At 47.5% G+C, this 13,323-nt stretch carries 19 protein-coding genes and 1 rRNA gene; 18 read left to right on the top strand and 2 right to left on the bottom strand.

Going from position 1 to position 13,323, the window contains the following annotated elements:
* Position 1 precedes the first annotated feature (1 nt).
* From map to Q5741_RS18160, 15 genes are all read left to right on the top strand, one after another.
* The gene (map, locus tag Q5741_RS18230) at positions 2-754 is read left to right on the top strand and encodes a type I methionyl aminopeptidase (protein WP_305025552.1); all 753 of its coding nucleotides are present in this window, start codon (positions 2-4) and stop codon (positions 752-754) included.
* An 8-nt stretch (positions 755-762) separates the two neighbouring features.
* Positions 763-1,047, top strand: a complete 285-nt coding sequence (locus Q5741_RS18225; RefSeq protein WP_305025551.1) for a KOW domain-containing RNA-binding protein — start codon at positions 763-765, stop codon at positions 1,045-1,047.
* Between the two features lie 23 nt (positions 1,048-1,070).
* A complete protein-coding gene (gene infA / locus Q5741_RS18220; protein ID WP_006212898.1) occupies positions 1,071-1,286 on the top strand; it encodes a translation initiation factor IF-1 in 216 nt (71 codons plus the stop codon).
* 206 nt (positions 1,287-1,492) lie between these two features.
* The gene (gene rpmJ, locus Q5741_RS18215; RefSeq protein ID WP_003333770.1) at positions 1,493-1,606 is read left to right on the top strand and encodes a 50S ribosomal protein L36; all 114 of its coding nucleotides are present in this window, start codon (positions 1,493-1,495) and stop codon (positions 1,604-1,606) included.
* A gap of 19 nt (positions 1,607-1,625) precedes the next feature.
* Positions 1,626-1,994 (top strand): 30S ribosomal protein S13, encoded by a 369-nt coding sequence (gene rpsM / locus Q5741_RS18210; RefSeq protein WP_305025550.1) that lies wholly within the window; start codon positions 1,626-1,628, stop codon positions 1,992-1,994.
* Positions 1,995-2,013: 19 nt separating this feature from the next.
* Positions 2,014-2,409, top strand: coding sequence for a 30S ribosomal protein S11 (gene rpsK / locus Q5741_RS18205; protein WP_068537278.1), 396 nt, complete (start codon positions 2,014-2,016; stop codon positions 2,407-2,409).
* A gap of 133 nt (positions 2,410-2,542) precedes the next feature.
* Positions 2,543-3,487, top strand: coding sequence for a DNA-directed RNA polymerase subunit alpha (locus Q5741_RS18200; RefSeq protein WP_305025549.1), 945 nt, complete (start codon positions 2,543-2,545; stop codon positions 3,485-3,487).
* A gap of 32 nt (positions 3,488-3,519) precedes the next feature.
* A complete protein-coding gene (gene rplQ / locus Q5741_RS18195; RefSeq protein ID WP_305025548.1) occupies positions 3,520-3,885 on the top strand; it encodes a 50S ribosomal protein L17 in 366 nt (121 codons plus the stop codon).
* A 171-nt stretch (positions 3,886-4,056) separates the two neighbouring features.
* Positions 4,057-4,842: a tRNA pseudouridine(38-40) synthase TruA gene (gene truA / locus Q5741_RS18190; protein WP_305025547.1), complete on the top strand. Its 786-nt coding sequence runs from the start codon at positions 4,057-4,059 to the stop codon at positions 4,840-4,842.
* A 187-nt stretch (positions 4,843-5,029) separates the two neighbouring features.
* On the top strand, positions 5,030-5,467 hold the full coding sequence (gene rplM / locus Q5741_RS18185; protein ID WP_305025546.1) for a 50S ribosomal protein L13: 438 nt from the start codon (positions 5,030-5,032) through the stop codon (positions 5,465-5,467).
* A 19-nt stretch (positions 5,468-5,486) separates the two neighbouring features.
* Positions 5,487-5,879 (top strand): 30S ribosomal protein S9, encoded by a 393-nt coding sequence (rpsI, locus tag Q5741_RS18180; protein ID WP_305025545.1) that lies wholly within the window; start codon positions 5,487-5,489, stop codon positions 5,877-5,879.
* 160 nt (positions 5,880-6,039) lie between these two features.
* Positions 6,040-6,732 (top strand): phosphoadenylyl-sulfate reductase, encoded by a 693-nt coding sequence (locus Q5741_RS18175; RefSeq protein ID WP_305025544.1) that lies wholly within the window; start codon positions 6,040-6,042, stop codon positions 6,730-6,732.
* 21 nt (positions 6,733-6,753) lie between these two features.
* Complete coding sequence (sat, locus tag Q5741_RS18170; RefSeq protein ID WP_305025543.1) at positions 6,754-7,926, top strand: sulfate adenylyltransferase; 1,173 nt, start codon at positions 6,754-6,756, stop codon at positions 7,924-7,926.
* A 74-nt stretch (positions 7,927-8,000) separates the two neighbouring features.
* Complete coding sequence (gene cwlD, locus Q5741_RS18165; RefSeq protein ID WP_305025542.1) at positions 8,001-8,777, top strand: N-acetylmuramoyl-L-alanine amidase CwlD; 777 nt, start codon at positions 8,001-8,003, stop codon at positions 8,775-8,777.
* A 63-nt stretch (positions 8,778-8,840) separates the two neighbouring features.
* Positions 8,841-9,941 (top strand): P-loop NTPase, encoded by a 1,101-nt coding sequence (locus Q5741_RS18160; RefSeq protein ID WP_305025541.1) that lies wholly within the window; start codon positions 8,841-8,843, stop codon positions 9,939-9,941.
* A 74-nt stretch (positions 9,942-10,015) separates the two neighbouring features.
* Here Q5741_RS18160 and gerD read toward each other — a convergent pair whose 3' ends face one another.
* Both gerD and pdaB read right to left on the bottom strand, forming a co-directional pair.
* Positions 10,016-10,765: a spore germination lipoprotein GerD gene (gene gerD / locus Q5741_RS18155; protein WP_305025540.1), complete on the bottom strand. Its 750-nt coding sequence runs from the start codon at positions 10,763-10,765 to the stop codon at positions 10,016-10,018.
* 143 nt (positions 10,766-10,908) lie between these two features.
* Complete coding sequence (pdaB, locus tag Q5741_RS18150) at positions 10,909-11,715, bottom strand: polysaccharide deacetylase family sporulation protein PdaB (RefSeq protein WP_305025539.1); 807 nt, start codon at positions 11,713-11,715, stop codon at positions 10,909-10,911.
* A gap of 111 nt (positions 11,716-11,826) precedes the next feature.
* Here pdaB and Q5741_RS18145 point away from each other — a divergent pair, with 111 nt between their 5' ends.
* The 3 genes from Q5741_RS18145 to Q5741_RS18135 form a co-directional block, all read left to right on the top strand.
* Positions 11,827-12,444, top strand: coding sequence for a stage II sporulation protein M (locus tag Q5741_RS18145; RefSeq protein ID WP_305025538.1), 618 nt, complete (start codon positions 11,827-11,829; stop codon positions 12,442-12,444).
* Between the two features lie 267 nt (positions 12,445-12,711).
* On the top strand, positions 12,712-12,942 hold the full coding sequence (locus tag Q5741_RS18140) for a hypothetical protein (protein ID WP_305025537.1): 231 nt from the start codon (positions 12,712-12,714) through the stop codon (positions 12,940-12,942).
* 307 nt (positions 12,943-13,249) lie between these two features.
* Positions 13,250-13,323, top strand: a 16S ribosomal RNA gene (locus Q5741_RS18135); the annotation flags it as partial.

Raw genomic sequence — 13,323 nt, 5'->3', positions numbered from 1 at the left:
AATGATCATCTGTAAGTCCGACACGGAACTCGGCTTTATGAGAGAAGCTGGCCGGATCGTAGCGGAATGTCACCGCCTCCTGGAAAAGCATATCCAACCGGGTATCTCGACTGGAGAACTTGACGATATGGCTGATCAGTACATTCGCAGTCAAGGTGCTGTGCCGTCTTTTAAAGGCTACAACGGTTTTCCTGCGAGCATTTGCGCTTCAGTGAACGAGGAACTGGTGCACGGATTTCCCGGTAAACGCAAATTAAACGAAGGCGACATCGTTACGTTTGATATCGGCGCGCAGTATCGGGGTTATCATGGAGACTCGGCGTGGACTTACCCGGTTGGTAACATATCGGAGGAGGCACGGCGTCTGCTGGATATAACCGAGGGCTCGCTTTATGCGGGGCTGGCGCTTGTCAAACCGGAAACGCGCTTGTTTACAATATCTCATGCCATACAGAAGTACATTGAAGATGCGGGCTTTACGGTCGTTCGTGAATATGTCGGTCACGGCATAGGAAGGGAACTGCATGAAGAGCCGCAAATTCCGAATTACGGTCCTGCAGATCGGGGCCCTCGGTTGAAGCCGGGGATGGTACTTGCGATTGAACCGATGGTGAATGCAGGCTCACGTCATGTGAAGACCCTGGATGACAATTGGACAGTCGTGACGGTGGATCGTTCACTCTGTGCTCACTTTGAACATACAGTGGCTGTGACACCGGACGGTCTGGAAATTTTCACAAAACTGGACGTGTAGGTGATCAGATGAATAATCTCAACCCGCAGATCGGTCAGCTCGTGAAAATTCTGAAAGGCAGAGATGCCGATCAGGTAGCAGTCGTTGTTGCCATTGCTGACAGCAGATTCGTGTATATCGCGGATGGAGACAAACGCAAGTTTGATCAGCCAAAGAAGAAAAATGTTTCTCATTTGGCGTTCCAGACGATGATTAGCAGCGAGGTTGTAAATAGTTTAAATGAAAGCGGTCGGGTTACGAACGGAAAGCTGCGTCACGCAGTAGCGATGTTCGAGCAGTCCACCGAAACTTAAGCTGAAGAGAAAGGAGACTGACTGTGGCCAAGGAAGATGTAATTGAAGTAGAAGGCACGGTAATTGAGCCGCTGCCGAATGCAACGTTTAAGGTTGAGCTTGAGAACGGTCATCAAATTCTCGCTCATGTTTCCGGTAAACTGCGGATGCACTTCATCCGTATTTTGACTGGGGATAAAGTGGTAGTTCAGCTATCACCTTACGATTTGACCAAAGGTCGGATCACTTACCGTAAATAGGTGGCTTGCGTTTCTGATATAGAAACGTGTATGCTGTCAAAGACCCTTTTCTTTTTGTTAAAAGAGAGGTATGCTATAAAGGTTGTGTGAATGGTTTTACTTCGGTAGAACCAGTGAATCCTTATAATGAGAGTTTTGCTCTGCAAAACTAGGCTGCATAGTCAGGCCAGTTTTACTTTTGGTAAAACTTTGAGGAGGTAATAAACATGAAGGTAAGACCTTCTGTGAAGCCTATCTGCGAAAAATGCAAAGTCATTCGTCGCAAAGGCAACGTAATGGTTATCTGTGAAAACCCGAAACACAAACAAAAACAAGGTTAAAGAAGGGGGTGTAGCGTAAATGGCTCGTATAGCTGGTGTGGATTTGCCACGTGACAAACGCGTTGAGATCGCCTTGACTTACATTTTCGGAATCGGTAAGACGACTTCTCAGAAAATTATTAAAGAAGCAGGCATCAGTGCAGACACTCGTGTTCGTGATCTGACTGAAGATGAAGTGAGCAAATTACGTGAAACGATCGACAAAACGGTGAAAGTGGAAGGCGACCTGCGTCGTGAAATTTCCTTAAATATTAAGCGTCTGACTGAAATCGGCTGCTACCGCGGTATTCGTCACCGTCGTGGATTGCCTGTTCGTGGTCAACGTACTAAAACAAATGCTCGTACGCGTAAAGGTCCTCGTCGTACTGTAGCAAACAAAAAGAAATAAGAAAGGAGGATAACATTCAATGGCTAAACCAAAAAAAGTCGTACGTACAAAACGTCGTGACCGTAAAAATATTGAATCTGGCGTGGCTCATATCCGCTCCACATTCAACAATACGATCGTTACGATTACTGATCCACACGGTAACGCAATTTCCTGGGCAAGCTCCGGCGGTCTTGGATTCCGTGGTTCCCGTAAATCGACTCCATTCGCAGCTCAAATGGCAGCAGAAACTGCAGCTAAAGCAGCAATGGAACATGGCATGAAGAGCGTGGAAGTTATGGTTAAAGGTCCTGGTGCTGGCCGCGAAGCAGCGATTCGTTCCCTGCAAGCAGCTGGTCTGGAAGTTAACCTGATTAAAGACGTAACTCCAGTTCCTCACAATGGATGCCGTCCTCCAAAACGTCGTCGTGTCTAATGAGATTTGCCCCTTACGTGTAGTATAAAATCATAACATTAGGTCATAATGGTTGATTAGGCGTACTGCATGGTTACACTTGATAAGGTGAATGTTTCATATAGGAGCGACGTTTTGAAGGAGGGGTATTGCAGTGATTGAAATCGAAAAGCCGAAAATTGAGACAGTAGATGTCAGCGAAGATGGCAGCTACGGGAAATTCGTGGTTGAGCCGCTGGAACGCGGATACGGTACGACGCTTGGCAACTCGCTTCGCCGGATCCTCTTGTCCTCATTGCCGGGTGCGGCAGTGACATCGGTTCAAATCGATGGGGTTCTTCATGAGTTCTCAACAGTACCAGGCGTGATGGAAGACGTAACGGAAATCATCTTGAACCTGAAGGCTTTGTCGCTGAAAATTCATTCCGACGAGGAGAAAGTGCTCGAACTGGATGTTGAAGGCGAAGGAGCTATTACGGCAGGAGATATTCGTGCGGACAGCGATGTGGAAATTCTTAATCCGGATCTTCATATTGCAACGCTCGGTCCGGGTTCGAGACTTCACATGCGTATTTTTGCCAATCGAGGTCGCGGCTACGTTAAGCAGGATCGGAACAAACGCGATGACCAACCGATCGGCGTCATCCCTGTCGACTCCATCTACACCCCGATTTCCCGCGTTAACTATGGCGTGGAGAATACGCGTGTCGGTCAAGTTACCAACTACGACAAGCTGACGCTTGAAGTATGGACCGACGGAAGTATCAGACCTGAAGAAGCGGTTAGCCTCGGCGCTAAAATCCTGACGGAGCATGTGATGCTCTTTGTAGGATTGACTGACGAAGCGAAAGACGCTGAAATCATGGTTGAAAAAGAAGAAGACAAAAAAGAAAAAGTGCTCGAAATGACGATCGAAGAGCTGGATCTCTCTGTCCGTTCCTACAACTGCCTGAAACGCGCAGGTATCAATACGGTTCAGGAACTTACTACGAAATCCGAAGAGGATATGATGAAGGTGCGTAACCTGGGTCGTAAATCTTTGGAAGAAGTACAAGAGAAGCTGGAAGAGCTCGGTTTGGGTCTCCGGACGGAAGAATAGTCAGTAGAGCGTTTGTGTGAAGGAGGGTAATCATGGCATATCAAAAGTTGGGCCGTAACTCCAGTGCCCGTAAAGCGTTGTTTCGCGACTTGGTAACGGATCTGTTCCTGTATGAGCGTATCCAAACTACAGAAGCGAAAGCTAAAGAAGTTCGTTCTATCGCTGAAAAGCTGATCACCAAAGCTAAGCAAGGAGATCTGCATGCACGTCGTCAAGTAGCTGCGTATGTACGCCGTGAAACTATTGATGGTGAGCAGGATGCAATCCAAAAATTGTTTAGCGAACTGGCTACACGTTACGCTGAGCGTCCAGGTGGATACACTCGTATCCTGAAACTGGGACCTCGTCGTGGCGATGCCGCTCCAATGGTATATCTGGAACTGGTTGACCGCGCGTAGAACAGGCGAGGGTGAGGAAAGGGTGGACAGGATCGGCTGATTCTGAACAAGCCCTTTTTTTCTCTTGTGTGAGAAGCTCCGTAAGGGGCTTCTCTTTTCATTTGAGCCGCTTGAAGTGCTGTCTAATGTAGGTTTTGTGTATCTTGTAGTATGAACAAAGGTGTGAGAATCATGCGGAATTTGTGTATGAAAGTGAATTATGACGGAACTGCCTATAACGGTTTTCAGACACAGCCGGACGGGAACACGGTTCAGGATTTTCTTGAAGAGGCGATCTACTCTTTGACAGGGGAGAAACTCAAGATTACGGGATCAGGCCGTACGGATGCAGGAGTGCATGCTTATGGCCAGGTTTTTAACTTCCTGACAGAGTCTCCGATTCCCTTGCGCCGCTGGTGTCTGGCACTTAATGCGCGTCTGCCTCAGGATATTATTGTGACGGATGCGATAGAGGTTCCTTTATCTTTTCATTCACGCCGTCTGGCCAAGAAGAAGACGTATCGGTACAGCATCAATGCGAACCGGTTCCCGGATATCTTTCATCGGCGCACACAGTTTCATCATCCTACACAGCTGAATGTAGCTGCTATGGAAGAAGGACTGAAGCATTTGATCGGTACCTATGACTATACTTCGTTCGCCTCGAGGCGGTCACAGAAGACAGATCATGTCCGTACGATCTTTGATGCACATATGAAGGTCGATATGTCCTACTCACGTCCTGGCTCTGATGATCAGGGCATCATCGACACCTATATTACAGGCAGCGGCTTTTTGCAGCACATGGTGCGGATTATTATGGGGACGCTGATTGAGGTTGGCGAAGGCAAGAAATCGCCGGACGATATTCCGGGTATTCTTGCTGCCAAAGACCGTTCCAAGGCCGGGCCAACAGCTGTTGCACATGCATTAATGCTGTGGAGTGTGGAATATCATTTTAATAGCGAAAATGATTGAATTTTTGCTTGCGGAAACAACACTTATCATGTAATATATAAGTTGTGTTTTCTTAATGGCTTTCCCACAGCCCCAATTGAGATCATCACAAAAAGCAACATATAATCCATCAACATTGTGTTATCAAATGAACGAAGATAAATGGTTATAAACCGATTAATGAACGAATTTAAGGAGGAACCTTTTCATGCGTACTACGTACATGGCGAAGCCAAGTGAAGTTGAGCGCCAATGGCACATCATCGATGCTGAAGGCAAAACGCTTGGCCGTCTGGCAAGCGAAGCTGCTGCTCTGATTCGCGGCAAACACAAAACATCCTTTACTCCTCACGTGGACGGCGGCGATTTCGTGATCGTAATCAATGCTGAGAAAATCGTGTTGACTGGTAAGAAAATGGATAACAAAAAATACTATCGTCACTCCCTGCACCCAGGTGGTTTGAAAGTCACTGTTGCTAAAGACATGATCGCCAACAAACCTGAGCGTATGCTGGAACTGGCTGTATACGGAATGCTTCCTAAGACTCGCATGGGCGAGAAAATGAAGCTGAGACTGAAAGCTTACAAAGGCACTGAGCATCCACATGCTGCACAAAAACCAGAAGTTTACGAACTTCGCGGATAATTAAAAGGAGGACAGTTTCATGGCACAAGTACAATACTATGGGACAGGTCGTCGTAAGAACTCGGTAGCACGTGTACGTCTCGTACCGGGTGAAGGACGCATTGTCATCAACAAACGTGATATCAATGAATACTTCGGTTTGGAAACACTCAAACTGATCGTTAAACAACCACTGAACCTGACTGAAACTATCGGTCAATATGATGTTCTGGTTATCGCTAATGGCGGCGGTATCTCCGGTCAAGCCGGTGCAATCCGTCACGGTATCTCCCGTGCTCTGCTCAAAGCAGATCCAGAGTACCGTCCAGCTTTGAAAAAAGCAGGCTTCCTGACTCGTGACCCACGTATGAAAGAACGTAAAAAATACGGCCTCAAAGCCGCTCGTCGTGCGCCACAGTTCTCCAAACGTTAATATGTCTTTCCAAGAGTCTTCTCCTTTATGGAGGAGGCTCTTTTTTTGTTTTCAGACTTTATTTTATATTGACATTAAGTTGGAATGGACTATAATTACATTAATCACATTAATTTAGTAGGATATAAGTCTGACTTCACAAGATGGAGGTTTTCTGGAAATGAACTTATTGGAGAAAGAGCAATGGATCGGACAGCAGGCAGTAGACTTGGAACTGGCGACACCGCAAGAAATTTTGACACTGGCCGTTCAGACATTCCCGAACATCACGTTCGCGTGCAGCTTCGGGGCAGAAGATGTTGTGCTGGTGGATATGCTGCAGAAGATTAGTCCATCGACGGATATTTTTTATCTGGATACGGATTTTCACTTCCAGGAAACCTACGAAACCCGTGATCAGATGATGCAAAAATATAATATGGAGTTTGTTAGAGTATCTCCTTTAATTACACCGGAGGAACAAGCGCTGCAGCATGGAGAAAGTCTGTGGCTGAGTGATCCGAATGCATGCTGTAATATCCGCAAAGTGGAACCGTTGACCCGGATCTTGTCCCAATACGACGCCTGGATTACAGGGATTCGCCGCGATCAGGCACCTACCAGGGCTAATGCCAAGAAAGTCGAATACGATGCGAAGTTTGGATTGGTCAAATTTAATCCGCTGGCAAGCTGGACATCTGAAGACGTATGGGCGTATATTCGTGAGAACAACGTCCTTTATAACCCGCTGCATGACCGCAACTTCCCAAGCATCGGCTGTGAATATTGCACACGAGAAGTTAAGCCAGGGGAAGACCCTAGAGCGGGCCGTTGGGCTGGTAACGACAAGACAGAATGTGGACTTCATAAATAATCGATTTTTGGAGGTATTGTTATGACAGGCATCCTGCCGCACGGTGGCCAACTAATTAATCGGATTGCAGAAGGAAGTGAGCGTGAGCGTCTGCTTGCGGCTGCTGAACAGAGCCCGAAGATTGCTATTAATACGTGGACGATTTCGGATCTTGATCTTATTGGAGTAGGAGCATTTTCGCCGTTAACCGGTTTTATGAATGAGCAGGATTACCGGCGTGTACTTGCTGACATGCGTTTGAGCGATGGGACTGTATGGAGTATTCCGATTACGCTTGCTGTGGATGAAGAGCTCTCCCAGCGTCTTCAGATCGGCGGGCAGGTAGCCCTGGTGGGTGAAGAGGATCAAGTGATCTATGGTGTCATTAAAGTGGAGAGTATTTACCGTGTCGATCAGGAGCAGGAGGCCTTGTCCGTATTTAAAACGTCCGATCCGGAGCATCCTGGTGTTCGTAAGCTGAATGAACGTCCTTCTGTATATGTGGGAGGTCCGGTGCAGGTCTTGAATCGTCCTAAGCCTGCAAAGTTTGAGGATTTTTATTTTGATCCCCGAGAGACGCGTGCTCAGTTTGAAAAGAATGGCTGGAGAACGGTTGTAGGCTTTCAGACTCGTAATCCGGTTCATCGGGCTCATGAATATATCCAGAAGAGTGCGATGGAGATCGTAGACGCTTTGTTCCTTAATCCGCTGGTAGGTGAGACCAAATCGGATGATGTACCGGCAGATGTAAGAATGAAGAGCTATCTGGAGCTGCTGAAACATTACTATCCGGAGGATCGCACGTTTCTTGGTGTTTTCCCTGCGGCAATGAGGTATGCAGGTCCACGTGAAGCGATCTTTCATGCCATTGTGCGCAAAAATTACGGATGCACCCATTTCATTGTGGGGAGAGACCATGCAGGTGTAGGCGATTACTACGGAACCTACGAAGCGCAGGAGATCTTCAAACAGTTTACCCCGGGAGAATTGACCATAACGCCTCTGTTCTTCGAACATAGCTTCTTTTGCAAAAAATGCGGCAACATGGCTTCCAGCAAAACTTGCCCGCATCCAAAAGAAGAGCATCTGACCCTGTCGGGAACAAAAGTCCGGGCACTGCTGCGGGATGGTGTATGCCCTCCACCTGAGTTCACACGCCCTGAGGTAGCTCAAATCCTGATCGAAGGTATGGTGGAACATCAGCCAGCGCAATAACAACATACGGCATATTTAAACGCCTTGTCCCATATAGATGAGTTAGAGTCTGTATGGGGCGAGGTGTTTTTTGCGTGAATAAATTGCCAAGTAATAAGAAGGTAACAGTATGGATCCGGCTGCAGACAATCAAAAGGCTGCTGCTGGGGATGTGTCTGCTGGCGCTGTTTGCAGGGGTAGTGATGTATGAGGTGCCGTCCTCCAAGGCATCCAAGCCATGGAATCTGCCGCTGTCGGGTAAAGTCGTTGCACTGGATGCGGGTCATGGCGGGCCGGATGGTGGAGCGGTCAGCAAGGAAGGCATCATCGAAAAGGATATTAACCTGGCCATCGCTCTTTATTTACGGGATTATCTGCAGCAGGCTGGTGCGATCGTCTATATGACAAGGGAAGAAGACCGGGATTTGGCCCAGCCGGGGACTAAAGGGTACTCCAAACGGAAGACAGAGGACTTGAAACAGCGTGTACGGCTGATCGAAGAGCATAAAGCGGACCTGTTTGTAAGTATTCACATGAACAGTATACCTTCCAGCCGCTGGAGCGGAGCACAGACCTTTTACTATCCGGATCGTCCCGGCAACGCGGATCTGGCTAATCTGATTCAGGAAGAAATCCGGCGTAACCTGGAAAATACAGACCGTGCAGCCAAGACACTTGACTCCAAATACATTCTGCAGGCCCTCCAGATTCCATCTACTTTAGTAGAGGTCGGCTTCTTATCCAATGTGGCGGAAGCTCGTAATCTGGGAAACCCGGAATATCAGCGGAAAGTTGCGGCAGCTGTGTATAAAGGTATTCTGCGTTACAGTTCCGGGGAAAAAGCCAAGCCATCGTCAACGCCAGCCCTCTAGTGCTATAATGAGCACATCTAGTCAATGTTCCTAATTCATTCATAGAGCAGAGGTGCTGATATCGTGCTGTCAAAAGAACAAGTGCTTCAGTTGTTACAGCCGCTGACAGAGAAACACAGCGGGCAAAGCTTGAGTGAGCTTCAGTTTATTAGAGATATCATGATTAAAGAGAACCATATATCTTTAACGGTCGTATGCTTGTCTCTGGATGAACAGGAGCAGTCAGAGATCAGGGCTTTTGTTGAACAGACGCTTACTGGAGCTGGCGCAGAAGGCGTACATATCCGTTTTCGTGAAGCGTCTGAGCATGAACGTCAGACTGTCCTTGGAACAGAAGAACCTACAGATGAGGAAGTCCTTCGTAAAGGACATGCCGCAGGAATGGAGCGTAATGAACTGCTGAATTCACCGGATGTCCATTTTATTGCAGTTGCAAGCGGTAAAGGGGGAGTAGGCAAGTCAACCGTAACTGTCAATTTGGCGGCTGCACTGGCTCGCCAGGGGAAACGTGTAGGGTTGATTGATGCAGATATCTATGGCTTTAGTGTTCCGGATATGATGGGTATTGAAGAGGGACCTGCCGTCATTGACGATCGGATTCAGCCTGTTGAACGATATGGCGTAAAGGTGATGTCTATGGGCTTCTTCATCCGCGAGAACAATCCGGTCATTTGGCGCGGACCCATGCTTGGCAAAATGCTCCGTCAATTTTTTAGCGACGTGGATTGGGGAGAGCTGGACTACCTCCTTCTCGATCTGCCGCCAGGCACGGGGGATGTAGCCCTTGATGTACACCAGATGGTACCGCAGAGCCGGGAGATCATTGTAACGACACCACATGCTACTGCAGCCTTCGTAGCCGCGCGGGCGGGCGCGATGGCCCTGCAGACGGATCATGAGATTTTGGGGATTGTGGAGAACATGTCTTATTACCTTAATTCCAACGGAGAGAAAGACTATGTATTCGGCCGCGGCGGCGGCGGCCGGCTGGCGGAGAGCCTGCACACCAGCCTGCTGGCCCAGATTCCACTGGGAGCACCGGATAATCATCCGTCTGAGCCGGATTTTTCACCTTCAGTCTACAAATCATCTACAGAAACCGGGGAGCTGTACAACGAGCTCGCTCTGCAGGTGATTAAGCAATGTGAACATAAAGAAGGCTGACCACACGATATAATCAATCGGGATCAGCCCAAAAGCCTGCAGCAGCTGCAGGCTTTTTTTGATGGTATTATCGGTTAGGAGCCGCCGCCTTGATTATTGCCGCCTTCTCCATTCTGCTTGTCACTGCCTTCTTTACCTTGACCCTGATCACCCTGGCCTCCCTGCCCGCCTTCTCCACCTCCGCCTTTCTCTACTTTAGGCTGAAGCTCGTCCTGTACTACGGATTTCAAGAGGGTGAGAACCTCCATGCGGAAAAGCGGGTTCTGCATAGCGTCCTGCATAATGGTCATCGACTGTTTTCGGTATTCAGATGTTTTAGTGAGGTCCAGGAACATTTTGGTGACTTCCGGTGACTTCATCATTTCTTCAACTGACTTTTGGTAGGTGGGGTCCTTGATCAGCTGCATATGAAGCTGCTTGCTCTGGGAATTGATGGCTTTGGCAAATTCCCCGGCAAAGGTGGGGTCTGTCATAATTTTTTCAATTTCTTTTTTATATTCGGGTGCGGTCAATGTATCTTTGACGGCAATACGAATCTGATCCTGGCTTTGGCTTGGCATTAACATTTTCATGCCGATACTTCCACCGCCAGAGCCTCCACTGCCGCCGCTGCCAGACTCTCCGCCCGAACTGCTGCTCTTACCGGTTAAAGCTTCTTCCACTGCTTTTTTACCGTCATCACTCTTGAGGATATCGACGACCATGGTTTTCATTTCTTTATAACTGGCTTGCGGAGGCGAGTAGCTTTGATCAGAACCGCATCCGGCCAGAAGCACGCTAAGACTGCAAATGATGCCAAGCATCGTGTACACCGTCCGCTTCATGGCTGCTCCTCCTTTATGAATACTGGATGTAGTATGTGAGGAGACAATGAGATTTATGTTGTCCAAGTTTTGCTTTTCATCTGATGTATCCAATGGAAAAAGAGCTAATCCCTTAGCCCTTCTCCGAAAGAATTCATATTCGATTACAAACCTGCTGCATCTTCAATTGCACGCTGAACGGAGGCCTGATCGCGGACCTCCTTGCCCTTGGCTGTGCTTTGATTAATGAGTTCCGAGACCGTGACGAAGGTGTATCCCTGCTTGCGGAGCTGGTCAATAATAACAGGAAGGGCTTCGTGTGTCTGCTGGCTGGAGTCGCTTGCATGAAGAAGGACGATGTCCCCGGGGTGCGCTTTGGAGATCACACGATCTGCTATTTTTTGGGCTCCGGGATTTTTCCAGTCAAGGGAGTCCGTATCCCACTGAACAACTGTATAACCCAAATTGGCTGCGGTCTGGAGTACCCGCTTGTCAAAATCACCATTAGGAAGACGAATAAGCTTCGGTTTCTGTCCAAGCTGTTCAGACAGCATAACATCGGCTGTGTTGATCTGCTTGCGGATATCTTCGTCTGTTAGTGTGCTGTAATTTTCATGCTTGTATCCGTGACTTCCGATTTCGTACCCGCGCTCCTTCATGGTGCTTACTAGCTCTGGATGTGTTTTACTCCAAGGAGAGGAGAGGAAGAAGGTCGCTTTCTCCACTTTGTTGTCCTCCAGCACCTTCAGGATCGGTTCAGCGCGTTTGTCACCCCAACTAATATCGAAGGTCAATGCGATCACTTTTTTGTCTGTTGGGACGCTGTATACAGCGGATGGTGCCTGTTCAGAAAACACGGTCACATGGTCGGACTCCAGATAGATGACACCGAGAGCAAAGACGGCCGCTGCAGCAACCAGCAGCATCCTTTTTATTTTTTTGCCATTCAGTACATAGAAAAACTGGTTCATGCCTTAAATCGCCCCTCTCCACGATAAAGTTGCTTGTTCACCTCAGCTTGTTTACTCTAAATAATATGCCTGTACCCGTTACTTATTCCCAATCATCTGAAGGAGGAGAATATGCTTCGTTTTAGTACATTCATTAAGGATTTGACCAGTCTGCGTTACGTACTGTTGTTTGCGGCTGCTGTTTTTGCGGTATCCCTAGGTGCCGGCTGGTACGGCGCAGAGACCTTTCGTGACATGCTGATTCAACAGCTGCAAGGATTGACAGAGGTCCGTGAGAAGCTGGAAACATCGGATAACGTTCAGCTGAGCTTCTTTATATTTATTTTTCTTAATAACGCGATCAAGAGTGTCATCATCATTTTCCTGGGGGCTTTGTTTGGTATTGGTCCTCTGATCTTCCTCGTTATTAATGGAATGGTAGTAGGCTTTGTTGTTCGTCTGGCGGACTTGAATGGAGCGGGAGTGACTGAGCTGATTGTGAAAGGGCTGCTGCCGCATGGAATTATCGAAATACCGGCTTTAATTATTGCCTGCGCCTTTGGGCTGCAGTTCGGGAGAACGCTCTGGTGGGCGATCCGCGGCAAAAAGGATTTCGATTATGAGAGAGGGGGAAGAGGCTGGAAACCGATGCTTAGACAAGCAGGGACTGCTTCCGTCTGGGTCGTTATCCTGCTGTTTGCAGCTGCTGTTATCGAGAGTACACTTACTTATCAACTGGTCGGCAGATAAATATCTGCAACTTGCATTCATAATTTTACCAAAAGTTGAGCATACCAATAGGGGGATACATCAATTCTTTATGGACGATAGGGATCCCCTGTCAACTTGCGGGACGAAGAATACAGGAAGCTGCATAGAGGCTGGTATAGCAAATTTGCGGCTTGAGCTGCGATTTAAAATGTTGGGTTCAGGTTAAAAAAAGGGTACACCTCTGAATTGTCGTTCTTACATGGATTTAAGGATAACCAGAAATCATTTTAAAGGAGGCCAGGACTAATGCTGGGTATGCTCTTCAACGATAAAGAATGCAAAGAACTTGACTATGTGCTGCGTAAGGAACTGGATGAAATGCTGCTGGATCTGACAGATACCCGGCTGGACCAGGATATCCGACGTGCGATTGCCAATCGCTACAAGACTGTATTCCGGATGTACGCCCGTTTTGCTCCGCCCAAAGAACTATCCAAGTATGCAAGAAGCGGACGTTTTCCCCAAGTGAAACAATAAGTAAAGAAGTTATTGACTTAGCATTACAAAATGTGATAAATTAATTCTCGTTCCGCTTTTGACAATATTCATTAAAAGATGGTTGAAAGAATAAGAGATTGAAAAGAATAAAAAAATCTCTTGCCAAAACGAACTTAACATGATATATTATTAAAGTCGCTGCTGAAACGCGGTGATGAGCGAAAGTGAAATGCTTGATCTTTGAAAACTGAACAACGAGTGAGTATCGCTGTTACGAAAGTAACAGCAAACAATGAGATTTATATCTCGTCAGATTCAAAATGAGCTTATCGCTCTTTTCAATACTTTATTGGAGAGTTTGATCCTGGCTCAGGACGAACGCTGGCGGCGTGCCTAATACATGCAAGTCGAGCGGGGTTT

Source organism: Paenibacillus lacisoli (assembly GCF_030580655.1).
GTDB classification, from domain to species: Bacteria; Bacillota; Bacilli; order Paenibacillales; family Paenibacillaceae; genus Paenibacillus; species Paenibacillus lacisoli.
This window is presented reverse-complemented; position numbering and strand designations above follow the sequence as displayed.

What these genes read in the sequence shown, in the direction of transcription:
- map (WP_305025552.1), top strand. Translation starts at nt 2, where the DNA reads ATGATCATCTGTAAGTCCGACACGGAACTCGGCTTTATGAGAGAAGCT.
- Q5741_RS18225 (WP_305025551.1), top strand. Translation starts at nt 763, where the DNA reads ATGAATAATCTCAACCCGCAGATCGGTCAGCTCGTGAAAATTCTGAAA.
- rpmJ (WP_003333770.1), top strand. Translation starts at nt 1,493, where the DNA reads ATGAAGGTAAGACCTTCTGTGAAGCCTATCTGCGAAAAATGCAAAGTC.
- rpsM (WP_305025550.1), top strand. Translation starts at nt 1,626, where the DNA reads ATGGCTCGTATAGCTGGTGTGGATTTGCCACGTGACAAACGCGTTGAG.
- rpsK (WP_068537278.1), top strand. Translation starts at nt 2,014, where the DNA reads ATGGCTAAACCAAAAAAAGTCGTACGTACAAAACGTCGTGACCGTAAA.
- rplQ (WP_305025548.1), top strand. Translation starts at nt 3,520, where the DNA reads ATGGCATATCAAAAGTTGGGCCGTAACTCCAGTGCCCGTAAAGCGTTG.
- truA (WP_305025547.1), top strand. Translation starts at nt 4,057, where the DNA reads ATGCGGAATTTGTGTATGAAAGTGAATTATGACGGAACTGCCTATAAC.
- rplM (WP_305025546.1), top strand. Translation starts at nt 5,030, where the DNA reads ATGCGTACTACGTACATGGCGAAGCCAAGTGAAGTTGAGCGCCAATGG.
- rpsI (WP_305025545.1), top strand. Translation starts at nt 5,487, where the DNA reads ATGGCACAAGTACAATACTATGGGACAGGTCGTCGTAAGAACTCGGTA.
- Q5741_RS18175 (WP_305025544.1), top strand. Translation starts at nt 6,040, where the DNA reads ATGAACTTATTGGAGAAAGAGCAATGGATCGGACAGCAGGCAGTAGAC.
- sat (WP_305025543.1), top strand. Translation starts at nt 6,754, where the DNA reads ATGACAGGCATCCTGCCGCACGGTGGCCAACTAATTAATCGGATTGCA.
- gerD (WP_305025540.1), bottom strand. Translation starts at nt 10,765, where the DNA reads ATGAAGCGGACGGTGTACACGATGCTTGGCATCATTTGCAGTCTTAGC.
- pdaB (WP_305025539.1), bottom strand. Translation starts at nt 11,715, where the DNA reads ATGAACCAGTTTTTCTATGTACTGAATGGCAAAAAAATAAAAAGGATG.
- Q5741_RS18145 (WP_305025538.1), top strand. Translation starts at nt 11,827, where the DNA reads ATGCTTCGTTTTAGTACATTCATTAAGGATTTGACCAGTCTGCGTTAC.
- Q5741_RS18140 (WP_305025537.1), top strand. Translation starts at nt 12,712, where the DNA reads ATGCTGGGTATGCTCTTCAACGATAAAGAATGCAAAGAACTTGACTAT.